At 61.9% G+C, this 16,294-nt stretch carries 17 protein-coding genes; 6 read left to right on the top strand and 11 right to left on the bottom strand.

Going from position 1 to position 16,294, the window contains the following annotated elements:
• Window positions 1–72 precede the first annotated feature (72 nt).
• Entirely contained in the window at window positions 73–486 is a 414-nt protein-coding gene (locus HALLA_RS03520) for an Lrp/AsnC family transcriptional regulator (RefSeq protein ID WP_049952091.1), read from the top strand.
• Window positions 487–525: 39 nt separating this feature from the next.
• Here HALLA_RS03520 and HALLA_RS03515 read toward each other — a convergent pair whose 3' ends face one another.
• From HALLA_RS03515 to HALLA_RS03500, 4 genes are all read right to left on the bottom strand, one after another.
• The gene (locus tag HALLA_RS03515; protein ID WP_049952090.1) at window positions 526–3,246 is read right to left on the bottom strand and encodes a TRAP transporter permease; all 2,721 of its coding nucleotides are present in this window, start codon (window positions 3,244–3,246) and stop codon (window positions 526–528) included.
• A gap of 9 nt (window positions 3,247–3,255) precedes the next feature.
• Window positions 3,256–3,909: a DUF1850 domain-containing protein gene (locus HALLA_RS03510; RefSeq protein ID WP_084568919.1), complete on the bottom strand. Its 654-nt coding sequence runs from the start codon at window positions 3,907–3,909 to the stop codon at window positions 3,256–3,258.
• Between the two features lie 101 nt (window positions 3,910–4,010).
• Window positions 4,011–5,036, bottom strand: a complete 1,026-nt coding sequence (locus HALLA_RS03505) for a TAXI family TRAP transporter solute-binding subunit (protein WP_049952089.1) — start codon at window positions 5,034–5,036, stop codon at window positions 4,011–4,013.
• A gap of 195 nt (window positions 5,037–5,231) precedes the next feature.
• Window positions 5,232–6,962, bottom strand: coding sequence for a M14 family zinc carboxypeptidase (locus HALLA_RS03500; protein ID WP_049952088.1), 1,731 nt, complete (start codon window positions 6,960–6,962; stop codon window positions 5,232–5,234).
• A 356-nt stretch (window positions 6,963–7,318) separates the two neighbouring features.
• On the opposite strand from HALLA_RS03500, the gene HALLA_RS03495 reads away from it, so the two are divergent.
• A complete protein-coding gene (locus HALLA_RS03495) occupies window positions 7,319–8,539 on the top strand; it encodes an MFS transporter (RefSeq protein ID WP_049952087.1) in 1,221 nt (406 codons plus the stop codon).
• A 125-nt stretch (window positions 8,540–8,664) separates the two neighbouring features.
• On the top strand, window positions 8,665–9,954 hold the full coding sequence (aglM, locus tag HALLA_RS03490; protein WP_049952086.1) for a UDP-glucose 6-dehydrogenase AglM: 1,290 nt from the start codon (window positions 8,665–8,667) through the stop codon (window positions 9,952–9,954).
• Here aglM and HALLA_RS20935 read toward each other — a convergent pair.
• Window positions 9,933–10,160, bottom strand: coding sequence for a hypothetical protein (locus HALLA_RS20935; RefSeq protein WP_169732088.1), 228 nt, complete (start codon window positions 10,158–10,160; stop codon window positions 9,933–9,935). The two genes, aglM and HALLA_RS20935, sit on opposite strands and share 22 nt — an antisense overlap.
• On the opposite strand from HALLA_RS20935, the gene aglJ reads away from it, so the two are divergent.
• Window positions 10,102–11,106, top strand: a complete 1,005-nt coding sequence (gene aglJ / locus HALLA_RS03485) for an S-layer glycoprotein N-glycosyltransferase AglJ (RefSeq protein WP_049952085.1) — start codon at window positions 10,102–10,104, stop codon at window positions 11,104–11,106. The two genes, HALLA_RS20935 and aglJ, sit on opposite strands and share 59 nt — an antisense overlap.
• 23 nt (window positions 11,107–11,129) lie before the next feature.
• On the opposite strand, the gene HALLA_RS03480 is transcribed toward aglJ, so the two are convergent.
• On the bottom strand, window positions 11,130–11,459 hold the full coding sequence (locus tag HALLA_RS03480; protein WP_049952084.1) for a DUF5789 family protein: 330 nt from the start codon (window positions 11,457–11,459) through the stop codon (window positions 11,130–11,132).
• A 152-nt stretch (window positions 11,460–11,611) separates the two neighbouring features.
• Between HALLA_RS03480 and HALLA_RS03475 the strand changes: the two genes are divergently transcribed.
• A complete protein-coding gene (locus HALLA_RS03475) occupies window positions 11,612–11,821 on the top strand; it encodes a ribbon-helix-helix domain-containing protein (protein WP_049952083.1) in 210 nt (69 codons plus the stop codon).
• Between the two features lie 22 nt (window positions 11,822–11,843).
• On the opposite strand, the gene HALLA_RS03470 is transcribed toward HALLA_RS03475, so the two are convergent.
• Together HALLA_RS03470 and HALLA_RS03465 are read right to left on the bottom strand one after the other, a co-directional pair.
• A complete protein-coding gene (locus tag HALLA_RS03470) occupies window positions 11,844–12,281 on the bottom strand; it encodes a hypothetical protein (protein WP_049952082.1) in 438 nt (145 codons plus the stop codon).
• A gap of 70 nt (window positions 12,282–12,351) precedes the next feature.
• A complete protein-coding gene (locus HALLA_RS03465; RefSeq protein WP_049952081.1) occupies window positions 12,352–13,035 on the bottom strand; it encodes a hypothetical protein in 684 nt (227 codons plus the stop codon).
• Between the two features lie 105 nt (window positions 13,036–13,140).
• On the opposite strand from HALLA_RS03465, the gene HALLA_RS03460 reads away from it, so the two are divergent.
• Window positions 13,141–13,845 (top strand): VOC family protein, encoded by a 705-nt coding sequence (locus HALLA_RS03460; RefSeq protein WP_049952080.1) that lies wholly within the window; start codon window positions 13,141–13,143, stop codon window positions 13,843–13,845.
• Between the two features lie 57 nt (window positions 13,846–13,902).
• On the opposite strand, the gene HALLA_RS03455 is transcribed toward HALLA_RS03460, so the two are convergent.
• From HALLA_RS03455 to HALLA_RS03445, 3 genes are all read right to left on the bottom strand, one after another.
• A complete protein-coding gene (locus tag HALLA_RS03455; protein ID WP_049952079.1) occupies window positions 13,903–14,889 on the bottom strand; it encodes a methyl-accepting chemotaxis protein in 987 nt (328 codons plus the stop codon).
• A 237-nt stretch (window positions 14,890–15,126) separates the two neighbouring features.
• On the bottom strand, window positions 15,127–15,420 hold the full coding sequence (locus HALLA_RS03450; RefSeq protein ID WP_049952078.1) for a DUF5779 family protein: 294 nt from the start codon (window positions 15,418–15,420) through the stop codon (window positions 15,127–15,129).
• A 132-nt stretch (window positions 15,421–15,552) separates the two neighbouring features.
• Entirely contained in the window at window positions 15,553–16,008 is a 456-nt protein-coding gene (locus HALLA_RS03445; protein ID WP_049952077.1) for a ferritin-like domain-containing protein, read from the bottom strand.
• Window positions 16,009–16,294 lie beyond the last annotated feature (286 nt).

Below are 16,294 nucleotides of genomic sequence, written 5' to 3'. Positions count from 1 at the left end.
ATAAGTGTTGTCTTCGAAGCTGAGTTACGAAATTCGTAATCGGTAAGTGTGAGTCGATCGAAGCTACCGCCCATGGACGAGTTGGACCGGCGAATCCTGAACGTCCTCCGGTGGGACGCCCGGACGCCCTACACCGAGATCGCAGACGAGGTGGGAACCAGCGAGGGAACGGTTCGCAACCGCGTCGAGCGCATGATGGACGAGGATATCATCGAGCGATTTACGATTTCGACGCGAACAGGGAACGTAAAGGCGATGATCGAGGTCAGCGTCGCGGTCGACGTCGACACGGCGAACGTGTCCGACCGCATGGCCGAGTGGGAGGAAGTCGACTTCGTCTGGCAAGTATCCGGCGAACAGGACATCGTGCTCGTCGTCGACGCGGCGGACACGCGAGGCGTCAACGAACTCATCACGAACGCGCGCGAGCAAGACGAGGTCGTGAGCACGAAGACGCGGCTGATTCTCGACGAAGAACTCGGGTGATGACCCACCAGCTCGCCGGCGGGGTTGGTCGGCGGGTGCTCAGTCGTCAGCCTCTCCGGTCGCCGGCCCGGTGACGCTCGAGTCGATTTCGCCCGCGGTTCCCGATCGATTGCGGATCGAGAGGCCGACGAGCAGCCCCAGTCCGACGAGCCGCAGCGGGAAGGTGATCGCGAAGATGGTCAAAAACGACGGAACCCCGGCCATCCCCAACAACGCCTCGACGACCAGCAAGAGCAGTTCCGGGACCATCAATAGGATCGATGCGATCGAGTACAGGCCGCGCGCCACTTGGCCGACGGGCGAATGCTGGTATCCGATAATCGTGACGCCGAGGGCGTACACGCCGAGAAACATTCCGAGCACCGGGATCACGACCGCCGGAACGAAAAAGCCGACGTCGAGAACGTCCGCCAGGCCGATGATATCCCACCCCGTCTCCCGCTCGCGCAACAGGAGGATACCTGGGGAAAAGACGAACGCGAACGGCACGAGTATCTTGTTTAACGACAGTAAGAACGCGGTCGTTGCGGTCTTGAACTCGTCGGCTTTCGCTACCCCGGCACCGGCGAAGGCGGCGACCGCGACCGGCGGCGTCACGTCGGCCATCAAGCCGAAATAGAGGATATAGAGGTGCGCCGCGAGGATCGCGATCCCAGTCCCCTGCTCGATCGGCGTCTCGAGCATCGCGATGAGGATGATGTACATGACCGTCGTCGGCATCCCCATGCCGAAGATGATCGCGGCGAATCCGGTGAGCAAGAGCAACAGGAGCATCGAATCCCCGCTCACCGAACTGATGAGCGCGGCGAGGTTCGGTCCGAGACCGGAGAGGCTGATCACGCCGGGGATAATACCCGCCGCGGCGACGGCGATGACGACCGTCGTCGCCGTGCGAGCGCCCGAATCCATCGACTTCAGCACGAACCCGCCGAACCGGTACCACGCCTTGCTCGCGAGCGATGGCCGCCCGAGCGTCTGTGTGCTCCGCTGTATCGTCGTCTCGACCGAATCGTCCAACTCGAGAAGCGGGGCATCGATCCGGGGACGAACCAGCAGAACGGCGACGCTGACGAGAATCGTAATCGTGCCCAGATCCGCCACGGCGGCGGTCGCCGCACTCCCGAGCGCGAGCGCACCACCGGCGGGCTGCCCGGTAGCGATAGTCGCGAGTGCCTCGAGGGTTCCACCGCCGTAGAACGCGTAGGCGCCGAACTGGGCGGCGAGGAGCGCGACAATCCCGCCGAACAGCGGGAGTCTGGTCCGTTCGTCGTACGCGGCGAGGGCCGCGATGAGCGCCACGACGGCGACGATGGTGTACCAGCCGGCCCGATTGATCGACAGTCGAGCGATGATCAGAAAATACAACAGGAGCGCCAGCGGGATCAGGTAAAACCAGCCGCCGCGAAGATGCGAGCGCAGGTCTGGAAGCTGGTCCCGCGGGAGGCCGCCGATTCCGGCCCGCATCGCCTCGAAGTGGACCATGACCCACATCCCGAAGAAGAAGGCGATCGCGGGCAGTGTCGCGGCGACGATCACGTCCGGGTACGGCGTTCCCGTGAACTCGACGATGAGGAACGCGGCAGCCCCCATCACCGGCGGGAGCATCTGCCCACCCGAGGACGCGGCGGACTCGACCGCACCCGAGAACGACGGCGTGTATCCCGACCGCTTCATCAGCGGGATCGTGAAGGCGCCGGTCGTCACCGTGTTCGCGATCGACGAGCCAGAGAGCATTCCCATGAAGCCACTCGAGACGGTGCTGGCTTTCGCCGGCCCGCCCTTTCGGGTTCCCGTCAGCGAGTACGCCAGATCGATGAACCACTTGCCGGCCCCGCTCATCTCGAGGAACGCGCCGAACAGGATGAAGATGTAGATAAAGCGGACGCTCACCGTAACTGGCGTAGAGAACACCCCCGCCTCGACAGTGTACCACAAGTTGTAGACGATCTCGGTCCAGGTTTCGGGCTGGACCGCCAGCGCGCCGATCACCGAATCGCGCGGGACGAAGTGGCCCCATTTGGCGTAGACGATGAAAAAGCCGACCAGCGACATCAAGATGACCCCGAGGGTCCGACGCGTCGCCTCGAGCACCAACAACAACCCGAGCACGCCGAGGAGGAAGGCGTAGGACACCTCGTCGATCGGAATCCCCAGCGTAGCGATGGCACTGACAATCGGCTCGAGGATCGGGTACACCTCCTGTACCGGCCGGGTCGCCGAGAAGCGTTGGAACGCGATCGTCTGAATCTCCTCGAACTCCGTGACGATGTAGTAACAGGGGGCAAGCGAAAGCAGCGCCAGACAGCAATCGACCGGCGTGATCCGGTTCAGTTCGGGATCGACGGCCGCCCAGCGAACGCCGTCTCCGAGCCGTTCGACGAGCCGCGTCGGGACTGCATCCGCTCCGAACCGATCCCGTACCGCCGGCTCGAGCCGTGCGAGACGCCTCGAGACGAACCCGTCTCCGCGCGTCGTGGGACACAACAGGAACGCCAGAACGAGCGCGAACGTGACGTGGATCGCGTTGACCTGCAGTTGCTGGAGCGAGCCGAACTGAACCTCACCGAGCACCGGCAGCGTGAGCGCGAACTGGTAGCTGCGAGCGGCGAGCCACAGCTGAAACGCCGAGAACGAGATTCCGATGAGCGCGACGACGATCACCGCGGCCCCCCGGAGCGTCCGTCGGCGTTCGACTTCCTGGATAATCTCCGCCTGTTCTTCGTCCGAAAGCGCTTCCGTCTCGTCGGTGTCTGTACCCATAGTAGCTCTCTATCTCGTGTCCGGATCGGTTGCTGAGGGGCCGTCCGAGGCCGGTAGCTGCTGGTCGGATAGCTCGAGCGTCGGTTCAACGTGGAACCCGTTCGAATTTGGCACCCACGGTGACTCGTCCGAATTCGGTTCCCACTGCGACTCGTTCGGACCCCCCGTCGAAGCGAAAAGACCGGTAATCCGGTCGCCGACGGAGCGATCCTCGAGCGTAATACGAACGGGTCCATCGGACAGTTCGACCAGATCGTATCGCTCGCCGACGACGACGAGTTCGTGGCCGGCGATCGATCCCGGCACGACAGAAAGCGTCTCGTAGGACGCGTTCGGACGAACGACGAACCCCTCGTCGGTCTCTTCGATATCCGCATCGGACGGTAACCCCGCGCCGTGAGAGTGAAACACCATCCGATCGGTTCGAAGCTCGGAGTCGTCGACGACGTAGATGTCTTTGACCGGCGTCTTCTCGACGCTGTGTGTGTACGCGAGCGTGACGTTATCGCCCTCGCTGACCGGGGTCTCGAGAAGGGTGTCTCCGGTTTCGGCATCTGTGACGACGAGCGTCTCCGAAGGCGTTGCGGACGCGCCGATCGCTGCCGTCGCAACGACCGCTGTGAGGACGGCGACAGCGAGGAGTGAACGACGAAGTGTATCCATAGTCGCGTATCGGTTCGTGATGTGTGGGCTCGAGATTCGATGCAGCGGGACCACGATGATCCGCAGTCATGTTCGCGGTTCGCCAGTAGCGGGTGGTCAACTCACTCGAAGTACCGTTGTGCGCCCGCGTGAAGGTCGATCGGCATCGCGTCCTGTGCCGAATCCGCGTCGATGAAATCGGATTTCTGTCCGATATCGTCGGTATTGTCGAATATCGCGGTGGTAACCTCCTCGACGATATCCTCGTCCACGCCGTCGTGCGTGGCGATCATCGCCTGTACCGAGACCGTCTCGACATCCTCGTCGATTCCGTCGTAGGTGCCGGCGGGAACCGTGTCGCTCGCGAACCACTCCGCCTCGGATTGGATCTCCTCGCTGAGATCAGACGGGAGTTCGATCAGCGAGATATCGTCGGTCGTCGCGAGTTCTTCGACCGAGCCGACCGGCCAGCCGCCGACCACGAACGACGCGTCGACGTCTCCGTCTCGAAGCTGATCGGCCGCCGTCTCGAAGTCCGCGTTTTGCTCGGTGAAATCGCCGCTTCCGATCCCCGCGGTATCGAGTATCTGCAGTGCGTTGACCTGGGTTCCGCTCCCCAGATCGCCGGTGTTGACGGACGCTCCCTCGAGGTCGTCGATGCTCTCGATGTCCGAACCGGACTGCGTAACGATGTGGATCGTTTCGGGATACAACGTCGCGACCCCGCGAAGGTTCGAGACTTCCTCACCCTCGAATTCGTCGATTCCCGTCCCGGTCGCAGCAAAGTGTGCGATGTCGTTCTGGATCAACGCGAAGTGGGCGTCTTCGCGGCTCAAGCTCCCGACGTTCTCCACGCTCGCGCCGGTCGATTGGACCTGTAGCCCGTGGGGCGTGTGTTCCTCGACGATCGCTTTGAAGTCGCCCGAGAGCGGGTAGTACGTCCCGCTCGTGCCGCCCGCGTGCCAGGAGAGGATCTGGCCGTCCGCGTCCGGATCGGCTTCGCCGATATCTCCGCCGCCGCCGTCATCGCCCCCCTCCTGATCGTCCTCTTGATCTTCGGCGTCTTCGCCGATACAACCGGCGAACGCCGCGATTCCAGTCGTTCCGCTCGCCGCGATGAACGCTCGACGTCTGATACGTGGACCCATGGCTCAGACAACAACGAGAGGGCGTAATGGTTATTTACAATACCAATATCTATAGCCAGGAAATACGGACGTGTAATAGCGTCATATACGCACACGAACGTGACCGATCGAAATCGACACGAGGCCGCGAATACAGGCATTTAGGCGGACTATTCGAATTCATCGAGGCGTACGGAAGTCGAAAGGCGCCCGTACTCACGCCGGTCTCGTTTTTCCGATAAACGACGAGGAGACCGATTCCTCAGATTCGTAGAAGCGACTGCGGGCGGCCAGTCCCATCCGCACGCGTCGTTCCCCGTCGTCGATGCCATGCGGATCGTCGACGTGATGGGTCCTAGCGACCGTGAACGCCCGTATCCGCTCGGTGTCGTGGTTTTGCAGGCAGATTCGATCGCCGACCGAGACGGGAAGGTCCGCGAGGAACGATTCTTCGACCGAACACGCGTCCGCGTCGTTGAGGATGTCCCACTCGAGCTGGGCCGGTCGAACTTCCAGCAACGCCCACGGCCCCGGGTCGTACCCGCGAATGGCCGTATCGAATCTCGTCGGAACGTTGTCGTCGGGTTCGTAGAACCGCTCTCGAGCATTCCCTCCCAGTCGGACGGCCCGCGCCCCACCCTCGTCGTGGGTTCGAGCGACGTGGTACGGACGGACTTCGTCGTTCACGTCGTTCCGTACGAGGAGAGTCCCGCCGACGTCGACGGGGAGGCGCTCGAGGAAGCGGCCGTCGACCGAACACGCGACGGCGTCGTTGAGTATCTCCCAGTCGACCATGGCCGTCGACACTGACGCGTTCACCCACTCGTCCATCGGGACGTCTTTCGGCGGGAGGTCCGTGTTGTACCTGTCACCTCTGTCGGGGATGTCCTCGGCGAGCGCCGGATCGATCTCGAACAGCGACCCGTCCGCCGTGGCCTCGAGCAAATGTTTCACGATCGTAAACTCGTTTTGCGTTCGGCGACCGAGCGCCTCCTGACCCATGTGCCCGCGCGTCTCGAGTAACATACACGCGACTCCGGCCGTGCCATAGCTGTTTCGCGCGATTCCGAGTTCGTTCCCGCCCGGATACTTGGTGACCGTCGCGTCGCCGGAGCGGTCCGCTTCCTCGAACGCCGCCCGGCAGAGTTGCTTCCCGAGTCGTCTCGTTTCGTCCGGGACGTCCTCGTGTGTCGGCCAGTACACCGAGTTCGAGACGATGTCGCCGTCGTCGGTCTTGTACGTGAGTTGGTTGTGCATGTCGACCATCCAGAGCGGGTCGATCTCGTCGACGATATCGATGATCGCCTGCGTCTCGGGAACCGGATTCTCCGGGTACTCGTCGGGGCGGTTCTGATACAGCTTGCTTTCGGTCCAGTCGAACCAGTGGTACCGATTTACGTCCCAGCCGATTCCCGCCTGCGAATAGGCGGTGTAGAGTCCCTCGTCGGGATCGCGAAACGGCGCGTCCTCGTCGACGTTGAACCGGGTGAACACGTCGGGTTCGCCGCCGTCGGGATTCGCCCGCACGATGGCGTGGACGGTCACGTTCTCGAGGACCTGGAGCAGCCGACCGCCTTCCCCGTACCTCGAGGAAATCTGGTGTAACAGGTCGAGAAGCGTTTCGGTTCCGGTCGGTTCGTGGCCGTGTTGCTGACTACAAAACAGCACGTCGATGTCGCCTTTTCCGACGCTGGCCATCGGAATCGAACGACCCTGATTGGACGTTCCGATGGAGCGAACCGAGATCGAGCCGAGCGTCCGTTCCTCGAGCCAATCGAGTTGGTCCATCAACTCCTCGTAGTCGTGAAACGCCTCGAGCGACTCGTCGTCGTCGGGCCACGACCGGCCAAACGTCATGTCTTCGGACGACGCCTCACCGATCGTTGACGCGAGAGACCCGCCAACCGCTGTCGTGCCAAGCCATGCGAGTGCAGTTCGTCGTCGCATGTATGCGATAGATACACATATATAAATTAAACCTTTTGCTATTTTCATATTATGATAAAATATACTTTGGATATCTCCCCCAGTTGTAGACTTTTTTTCTCCTAGCCGCTCGAGTTATCCGTGGTTGCAACACGACACGCAAGCGTCGATAGCAGCCGCTCCGCTGAATACTCGAGTATCGATGGCTCCAGATCCGCGAGGGACCGACGACGGAGTCGAAATGACGGGCAATCAGAGACACAGGCGATCGAAACCGGTCATCGGCCCCAGCCCTCGGTTCGTGAGAGCCGAGCGGTGACGGTGCGGAAACAGAAGCGGTTTCTTCGCCGAACGGGAACGTCTAGAAACTGGACTCGATGAGTCGTCTGCTATCGATCCGTCGCGAAGTGAGCGGGCTCTGGGCAGGAGGCACCGGCAAATCGTTGATCGCCATCGCGCTCGGTTGGGGGCTGTTGAACGGAACCCGGATGATCTATCCGGTGTTGCTCCCGAATTTTAGCGATGACTTCGGACTGACGCACACGACCGCCGGATTGCTCGTCAGTATCATCTGGCTCTGCTATGCGATCGGCCAGATGCCGGGCGGCGTCCTCGCCGACCGGTACGGGGAACGAAAGATGCTGACCGCGAGCGTCTCGTTCGTCGTCGCGGGCGTCGGTCTCGTCCTCGTCGCGCCGACGGCGCTCGCACTCTTCGTCGCGACCGGTGTGGTCGGTTTCGGGCTCTCGCAGTACCCAATCGCACGGATTACGGTCCTCTCGAGACTCTATCCGGATCGGATCGGGCGTGCACTCGGCGTCACGATGGCGTCTGGCGACATCGGTCAGACGGTTATCCCGCCCATCGCCAGCGTCCTCGCAGCCGGCGTCGCCTGGCAACTCGGACTGGGGTTCGTCCTCCCCGTGCTGTGTCTCACCGCGGGCATTATCTGGGTGACGCTGCCCGGTCGCGGTACCGAGAGCCAGAACGTCGATACTGTCTCGCGCGAGCACGCCGGACACGGCGAGCACATCTTGTACATCCTGCGGGCGCTATTCAAACGAAAGTTCCTCGTCGTCGGGGTGATCCTGTTCCTGTTTATCTTCGTCTGGCAAACGTTTTCGGCGTTCTATCCGACGTATCTGACCGAGCAAAAGGGGCTCTCGAGTACGGCCGCGGGAACGCTCTTCGGGCTGTTTTTCGCGGTCGGCGTCGTCGCCAAGCCCGCCGCCGGCGTGGCCTACGATACGATCGGTCTTCGCCGTTCCCTGCCCGTCGTCCTCGTCGGTTCGATCGTCGGACTCGCACTTCTACCGACAGTCGAGGGATTCTGGCCGCTTTCCGGCGTGACCGTTCTCGTCAGCACGATGCTCGGATCGGGCGCGATCACGCAGTCGTATCTCGCCGAGACGATTCCAGGGGATATTCAAGGAACCGGACTGGGGCTCATCCGCTCGAGCGCCGCGATGCTGGGCGCGACGGGACCGGTGCTCTTCGGGTTCATCGCCGACAACGGCTACTTCGACGAGGGATACGTCCTCCTGGCGGCGATCGTCGGAGTGAGTACTCTGGTCACATTGTTGATGCCTCGAGAGTAGATCGCCTCGACCTCGGCCCGCCTCCGGCGATCTCGACTCGTCCCCGCTGATCTCGAGGGCGAAAGGCAGGCGTGGAGTTTCAGGAACCCAAAAGTGACTAACGTTCACCGGTCGTTCGCACACGCATGAAGATCTCTATCATCGGAAGCGGCTACGTCGGGACGACCATCGCCGCCTGTCTCGCGGATATCGGCCACGACGTGATCAACGTCGAGATCGACGAGGACATCGTCGAGTCGATCAACGCCGGCACCGCGCCGATCCACGAACCCGGGTTACAAGAGCGGATCGCCGAACATGCTGGCTCGCGATTGCGGGCGACGACCGACTACGACGCAGTCTGTGAAACCGACGTGACCTTCCTCTGTCTGCCGACACCACAGGCCGACGACGGCAGTCTCGACCTGGCGATCATGGAAGCCGCCGCCGAATCGCTCGGGGCGGCCCTCGCGGTCAAGTCCGACGACCACCTCGTCGTCGTCAAGAGCACGGTCCTGCCCGGAACCACCGAGGAAGTCGTCGCGCCGACGGTCACCGAGGCCGCTGGGACCGAAGCCGCCGATCGGCTCTCCTTCGCAATGAACCCCGAGTTCCTCCGCATGAGCACCGCCGTCACCGATTTCCTCGAGCCGGATAAAGTTGTATTCGGAACCACAGACGACTCGGCTGCGGCGACGCTCCGAGAGCTCTACGCGCCGATCCTCGAACGCGAGGGGACAGACCACGTCGAGACGGATATCCGCGAAGCGGAGCTCATCAAGTACGCGAACAACGCCTTTCTCGCCTCGAAGATTTCGCTGGTCAACGAACTCGGAAACATCGCGAAGGAGTACGGCGCAGACGCCTACGAGGTCCTCGAGGCGGTCGGCCTCGACGACAGGATCTCCGAGCGGTTCATGCGCTCGGGGCTCGGCTGGGGCGGATCCTGTTTCCCCAAGGACATCAACGCGCTTCGGGCAGGCGCGCGAGAACAGGGGTACGAACCCGAACTTCTCGACGCCGTCGTCGCCGTCAACGACCGACAGCCGCGTCGACTCGTCGACGCGCTCGCCGAGCACGTCCCCCTCGAGGGTGCTCGGATCGCCGTCCTCGGTCTCTCGTTCAAGCCCAACACGGACGACATCCGTAAATCCCGATCGCTCGACGTTATCGACCACCTCCGCGCCGCCGGCGCGGGGGTCGTGGCCTACGATCCGGTCGCGATGGACAACGTCCGGGAGCGATATCCGGATCTCGAGTACGCCGACACCGCCGAATCGGCTCTCGAGGGCGCTGACGGTGCTGTCCTCGCGACGGACTGGGACGGCTTCGTCGACCTGTCGTTCGAGGGAATGGCCCGACGGGTGGTCGTCGACGGACGGCGAATCGACGTCGACACGAGCGGACTCGAGGTCTACGACGGCCTGACCTGGTAGTCGTGTTCGTCGAACGTCACGTCCAGAACTGTCCGAACGCACCGGCCGGCTATCGCCTCCGAGCGACGAACGGGCCCGTTCAGTGCGTGATCGGCGTTCAGCGATCGATCAGTACGCTTTTGCGCTCCCGGCGGAGACGTGTTGGCGATGGCAAACGATGGCGCTCGCGTGGATTCGATCTCCCGTGGCGACGAGGGGATAACCATGAGTGAGACTTCCCGTGAGATCACGCCCGAGGACGTCTGTATCCTCATCCCGACGCTCGACGAAGCCGCGACGATCGGCGACGTAATCGACGGGTTCTACGCCCACGGTTACACGAACGTACTCGTCGTCGACGGCGATTCCGACGACGCAACTCGGGAAATCGCGAGCGAACGCGGTGCGCGAGTTCACGTTCAGTCCGGGTCGGGGAAGGGACAGGCCCTCCGCGAGGCCGTCAGCATCGTCGACACGCCGTACGTGTTGATGCTCGACGGCGACGGAACCTACGATCCGGCTGACGCCGAACGGATGCTCGAGCCCCTCTCTGCGGGCTACGATCACGTCATCGGAAACCGGTTCGCAGATATGGACGACGACGCAATGAAGGCGCTTAACGGATTCGGGAACCGAATGATAAATCGCTCGTTCACGTTCATCCACGGCGCGGAGTACGAGGATATCCTCTCGGGCTACCGGGCGTTTACGGTCGATTCGTTCGAGCGCCTGTCGCTCGATTCGGACGGCTTTACGATCGAAACCGAACTCGCCGTCGAGTGCGTCAAACACAGCGTCAAGACGGCGGTCGTACCGATCAGTTACAGCGCCCGCCCGGAGGATTCGGAAACTAACTTGCACCCGGTTCGGGACGGCGGCACGATCGTCCTCGCACTGTATTCGCTAGCGAAAACGAGCAATCCGCTCTTTTACTTCGGGAGCCTGGGCGCTGGCGGGATCGTATCCGGAGGTCTACTCGCGGTGTACGTCCTCGTAGAGTGGCTCTGGTACGGAATCGGCCACGAGATTCTCGCGATGGTCTCGGCCGCGGGCATCCTCCTCGGCGTGCAGTTGCTGATGTTCGGCGTGCTCTCGGATATGATCGTCACGCTCCACCGCGAGCAGCGAAATCACCTAGAGCAGATCACGCGCGAAGCGAATCGGGAGGACTGACAGCGGAGATACCGGATACCGCCTCAAAACGGAAGCAGCGATCGCATCTGCTGGACGACCCCGCCCGAGTGTTCTCGCCGATAGGTCTCGAACACCGGGTGTAACGCGTTGAGTAGTTGCTGGCGTGACTCGAAGCGAGTCTGGTCGACCTCCTCGAGAATAACCCCGAGTGCGACGTCGTTTCCGTGGACATCGTAGGGGATCTGTTCGTGGCCAAGTGCAGCCGAGACGTCGTCTTCTGTCGCCGGAAACGAAAGGTCGGATCGCCGCAGCCGCGCATCGACAGCAGCGATACCGAACTCCACGCTTTCCGGATCGTTATCGTCGTTGTTCGATGGTGGCCGGACTCCCATATACCCCTCTTGGGAGGCGGGGATAAAAATGGGTGTGGATACCGACGTCCTACCAGTATCAGCGGGACGGATCAATCTCGAAGTCGCCCAACCGAACGACTGCGAGCCGTCGCGGCGACACGTCTTTGGGGCTTCCGGCGCACGATTCAGGTATGACCGAATACACCACCGTTTCCATCCCGAAGGAGTTGGCAGACCGCGTCGACGAAACGATCGAAGGCACCAGCTTCCAGAGCACCAGCGACCTCGTCCGATTCCTGCTACGAAGCATCGTCATCCAGCACCAACAGACCGATCAGCTCACCGAAGCCGAGTTCGAGGAGATCACTGAGCAGTTAAAGGGGCTTGGCTACCTCGAGTAGTTGGCCCAGACCCGTCAGATGTTCAATCGGTAACCGATTCGCTTGGAAGCGATTCGGCCGGCGGCTCCGCATCGATGATCTCGAGGGGCAGGCGCTCTCCGCGGCGGGTGAACGCGCCGAACGAATCGTCGGCGTTGGTCCAGGGGGGCACCGCGACGAAGACGATCTGTGCGAGATCGTCGCGTCTGGTCACCGCGAGTTCGCGGACCGGATGCGAGTTGAACTGCCCCTGTGTCTGCCGGGCCGGCGTCGAGAGATCCACGCCGAAAACCGCGTTGACGGAGCCCCCGACGTCCGGCAACACGAAGTCCGTGAACACCGGCGTCTCGGGTGGTAGCCCCTCACCGCCACGAAGCTCTCCGGCGGACGTGACCGAGACGCCGGTCGACACATCGTTCGGATCGGCGTCATCGGCGAGGTCCAGCAAGATGTCGACCAGACCGCGCGTTATGTAAACCACGCGAGCGTCTACGGGTGGACGCTAATTAGCTGTGTCCCCCGCGAACTGGGTATCGATCCCGATCCAGCGCTCACACCGGGAGTAGATTCCAAACTATCCGGCCGTAGAGCCACGGTATTCGCCGTCGCGATCCACGGAGTGCATCCTCGAGCGCGGCGTCCGCGTCCTCGAGTACCCCCGATCCGTGCCCGACGAGCACGCGGTCCGGGTCGAACCCGCCGAGTTGCTCTCGAGGGGGGATCGCTCGAAGCACCGGGTGGACGCCGAGGCGTTCGCCGCGGGTCAGAAAGTACGACGATCCGCCGACCGATTCCGGAACGACGAGCGTTCCGTCGGCGGGATTGTACAACGCGACCTCCTGCCAAAACCGACTTTTTCGCATCACCGAGGCCTCGAGTCCGGTATCCGCGAGTTCGGCACCGAAGCGAACGATCGGCGCGTCGATATCCTCGGCGACGCCCTCGAACCAGTCCGGAAGGTACACTTCGACGCCGTGGCGGTTCGCAATGGTCGCCGCGTCGCGCTTGTGGCGATCGAGCAGCGTGACGACTCCGGCCACCGTGCCGAGTTCCGCGAACAACTCGTCGATCCCGTCTGCGTCGACCGGATCGATGACCCAGACGTTGCCGTCGATCTCGAGGGCGTGGCTCGCGCGGCGCATTCGCTCGTCGGGGTGGGCGATCCAGCCGACGCCGCCGTCGAATCGATCGATCACCTCGAAGTCGGCCGCTCGTTCGTCGACGCGGGATGTCATGGCTCACCGTACGGTCGGCAAACAGATAAATAGACGAGATGCGGAAACGACTCTCATTGGCCGCCGAGCGACGGCACTATGCGGTTGCCGCGCGTAAGGGGGTCTATGTTGACCGGCCTCGCCTGGCTCGGACTCGAGGCGAAATCGCTCGCCAGCGCACGAAAATTCTACGAGGATACGCTCGAGATGACCGTTCGCAGCGAGCGGGACGGAGAACTCGCGATCGAAGCCGGGAAAAGCGACCTCCGTATTCGCCGGCCGACGGCTGTTCCGCGTGGCGGCCTTCACACCCACTACGCGCTGTCGATTCCGGCGGACACCTACGACGACTGGTGGGACCGACTCGAGGCCGAGTACGACCTCGAGGAGGCCCAGTTCGGGTCTACGAGATCGCTGTACCTCTACGATCCGGACGGAAACTGCGTCGAACTCGGGCAATCCGACGTCGATGGTCCAGGCATCGACGGCATCTTCGAAGTCGTTCTCGAGGTCGAATCGCTCGAGCGCGCGGAGTCGCTGTACGCCGAGTTGGGATTCGAAACCGTCGACCGCGGCGACCGCCGAACGCGGGTCCGAATGGACGGACCGATCGCGCTCGAGCTGTGGGAGCCCCACCTCGGTATCGCGGACGCTCGCGGCGGCGTCCACGTCGATCTGGGCTTCGAAACGGAAGATCCGAAAGCCACAGGGGAAGCGATCGCCGACCGCGTCGCACGCCTCGAGTTCCGTGGCGAGGGCGACGCCGAGACAGCGGTCGCTCGTGACTTCGACGGACATCATCTGACGTTTGCCCCGTCCGAAAATTCCTGACAGTGGACGCGAACGGAGCGTCGTGATACGGGTCGGCTGCCGCCGAGAAAAGTCGATTTAGACGTTCGGATTCGCGTTCGGAGCGAAGTCGTCCTCGAGCTGTTCGAACGTCTGTGTAATGTCTTCGATCTGAGTAGTTTGGGTCTGCACTTCGGTGGCGATTTCGCGCGTCTCGTTAGCGATCGTTTCGGCACTTTTGACGGTTATATCGGCCATGCTCGCGACTTCCTCCGTGCTCGCCGCCTGCTGATCGGTCGCATCTGCAACCTGGGCGATTCCCTCCGAGACTTCGTCGACCGTTTCGTGAATCTCGTCGAGGACCTCGATCGCCTGATCGACCGACTCGATCCCCTCTTCGATGCGCTCGTCGTTCGCACCGAGGTTCTCGACGGCCGTCCCCGTGTTCTCTTGTACGTCTTCGATCATCCCCTCGATTTCGGCCGCACGAGTCTGTGAATCCTCCGCCAACGACTTTACCTCCGACGCGACGACGCCGAACCGATCGCCGTTGGCGTCCGCACCAGCGGCCTCGATCGAGGCGTTGATCGCCAGAATATTCGTCTGGTCGGCGATGTCGTTGATGACTTCGACCACCTTGTCGATCTCCTCTGCACTTCGTCGGATCGCCCTGACATCTTCTGCGACCACGTCTGCGGCACTGCGAATATCCGCCATCGCGTTCGAGAGGTCAGTCGCGGACTCCTGGCCCGTCTCGGCGAGATCCTGAGCCTTCTCGCTCGCGGCCGCAACCTCCTCGGACGACGAGGCGATCTCTTCGACCGACGCCGAGAGGTTCGACGCCTCGTTTGCGACCTCCATGTTCGCATCGTACTGGGAAGTAGCCTCGTCGTGGATGTCCTCGAGTCGGTCGCCGATTTCTGTCGTACTCCGGCTCAGTTTATCGACCGCGGATTCCATTTTAGCGGACGCTTCGTGGTCGGTGTTCGTACTGATATCCGTTCGGTCGACCGTATCGATGTCAGTGTCTATATCGTCGGTAATATCACCTACGTCGGAGGTATCCTCGTGCGTATCAAACGACATTCATCTGTGAAGACTGACCCACGTCGTAAATACATTCTGGCAAACTAACCAAACGAAATGGTTCGTCCCCCAATAGGATTACAGTCCCTGAGAGAACGAGATGATAACCGTTCGGTGATCGAGATTCCCGGCCAGCGTGTGAATTATAGGCACGAACAACAGACGGAATTAACAGATCGTGATTCGTAGAGGTAATCCACTATTATCCTGAATCTGACACAGTATCGGTCGAGGTGCTCACCCGAGTCGACTCGTGTCGACATCGATGCCGGGAGGAGTCACGATCAAGAACCCGCGAAAGTGAACCAGATTTCCGCCGGATTCTTTGACGTCTCTCGCGAATCCGGAGGCGAGTTCGTTAATGTCTCCCTCACCCCGAAGAACAAGCACGTTACCGCTCGAGATCGCCTCGAGCCACGTATCCGGGTCAGTGCTGCCGTCGAGTACGCCGAGTACGATGCTTCCCTCGAGTTCGAACTCCTCGTCCATGTGGTCCTCGACCGCCATCAGGTCGAGATCGAAATCGCTCATGTGGTCTGGGTCGAAGCGCGACGAGAAAAACGTTCCCCACAACTGGTTTCACGACGCGACTCGCGGCGGCGAACAGGACGGCCTCGAGAGACGCGGTTCCAGACGCCCATCAAATCTGGTCTCGCGATCGACTCAGTCCATCGGAAACTCCTTTTCGAATCCGCGGAACTCCGAATGGTGGGCCTCCTCGTCGGTCAGAATCGTGACGGCGACGTCTTCGGTCACCGGATCGTCAGCCTCTCGAGCCGCCTCGAGCAGCGATCGGTACGTTTCGATGGCGTCATCTTCGGCATCGAGCACGCCGTCGATGACCGACTGGACGTCCGTCGTGTCGTCCGGCGGCTGCAGCGAGGACTGCTGGGCGTCGAACTGCTCGGAGCCGGGCGGTGACTGATCGAGTTGTTTCAACCGCTGGCCGAGCAACCGCGCGTGCTCGAGTTCCTCGTCGACGTCCTCCTCGAGGCTCGTTTTGACTTCCTCGGCGTGGACGCCATCGAGCACGATGGCGTTCGTCAGGTAATTCATCACCGTCTCGAGTTCGTCGAGGTACGCTTCCCTGAGCAGGGCTGTGACTTCGTCGGATGACATTGCACGGAGAGCTACCACGAGGGGCACTAAAATGCTGACACGCTCACTGGCCATCTCACTCATCCCGTGTCTCAGAGCGGTACACGAATCGCGGGGCGTCGACCAATACGAAACTCAGCAGAACATACTCGAACAATAACTTAGCTGGAATAGATCGTGAAATGATCGAAGGAATAGTAGATAGACAACCATATTCGAGTAAAGGGATGTGAACGTCTTATTCTACCCGTCTGCAGTAAGCGTTATTGCCCGAACGTTAATTCCGGAATCGCGCGCGAGCGCTCAC

It is taken from the genome of Halostagnicola larsenii XH-48, assembly GCF_000517625.1.
GTDB lineage: Archaea > Halobacteriota > Halobacteria > Halobacteriales > Natrialbaceae > Halostagnicola > Halostagnicola larsenii.
The sequence above is the reverse complement of the archived record's forward strand: the minus strand, read 5'-3'. Positions and strand labels throughout refer to the sequence as shown.

Excerpts from the sequence above, each read along its gene's own strand:
- HALLA_RS03495 (WP_049952087.1), top strand. The coding sequence starts at position 7,319 with ATGAGTCGTCTGCTATCGATCCGTCGCGAAGTGAGCGGGCTCTGGGCA.
- HALLA_RS03510 (WP_084568919.1), bottom strand. The coding sequence starts at position 3,909 with ATGGATACACTTCGTCGTTCACTCCTCGCTGTCGCCGTCCTCACAGCG.
- aglM (WP_049952086.1), top strand. The coding sequence starts at position 8,665 with ATGAAGATCTCTATCATCGGAAGCGGCTACGTCGGGACGACCATCGCC.
- HALLA_RS03465 (WP_049952081.1), bottom strand. The coding sequence starts at position 13,035 with ATGACATCCCGCGTCGACGAACGAGCGGCCGACTTCGAGGTGATCGAT.
- aglJ (WP_049952085.1), top strand. The coding sequence starts at position 10,102 with ATGGCAAACGATGGCGCTCGCGTGGATTCGATCTCCCGTGGCGACGAG.
- HALLA_RS03515 (WP_049952090.1), bottom strand. The coding sequence starts at position 3,246 with ATGGGTACAGACACCGACGAGACGGAAGCGCTTTCGGACGAAGAACAG.
- HALLA_RS03505 (WP_049952089.1), bottom strand. The coding sequence starts at position 5,036 with ATGGGTCCACGTATCAGACGTCGAGCGTTCATCGCGGCGAGCGGAACG.
- HALLA_RS03445 (WP_049952077.1), bottom strand. The coding sequence starts at position 16,008 with ATGTCATCCGACGAAGTCACAGCCCTGCTCAGGGAAGCGTACCTCGAC.
- HALLA_RS03475 (WP_049952083.1), top strand. The coding sequence starts at position 11,612 with ATGACCGAATACACCACCGTTTCCATCCCGAAGGAGTTGGCAGACCGC.
- HALLA_RS03500 (WP_049952088.1), bottom strand. The coding sequence starts at position 6,962 with ATGCGACGACGAACTGCACTCGCATGGCTTGGCACGACAGCGGTTGGC.
- HALLA_RS03455 (WP_049952079.1), bottom strand. The coding sequence starts at position 14,889 with ATGTCGTTTGATACGCACGAGGATACCTCCGACGTAGGTGATATTACC.
- HALLA_RS03480 (WP_049952084.1), bottom strand. The coding sequence starts at position 11,459 with ATGGGAGTCCGGCCACCATCGAACAACGACGATAACGATCCGGAAAGC.
- HALLA_RS20935 (WP_169732088.1), bottom strand. The coding sequence starts at position 10,160 with ATGGTTATCCCCTCGTCGCCACGGGAGATCGAATCCACGCGAGCGCCA.
- HALLA_RS03450 (WP_049952078.1), bottom strand. The coding sequence starts at position 15,420 with ATGAGCGATTTCGATCTCGACCTGATGGCGGTCGAGGACCACATGGAC.
- HALLA_RS03520 (WP_049952091.1), top strand. The coding sequence starts at position 73 with ATGGACGAGTTGGACCGGCGAATCCTGAACGTCCTCCGGTGGGACGCC.
- HALLA_RS03460 (WP_049952080.1), top strand. The coding sequence starts at position 13,141 with ATGTTGACCGGCCTCGCCTGGCTCGGACTCGAGGCGAAATCGCTCGCC.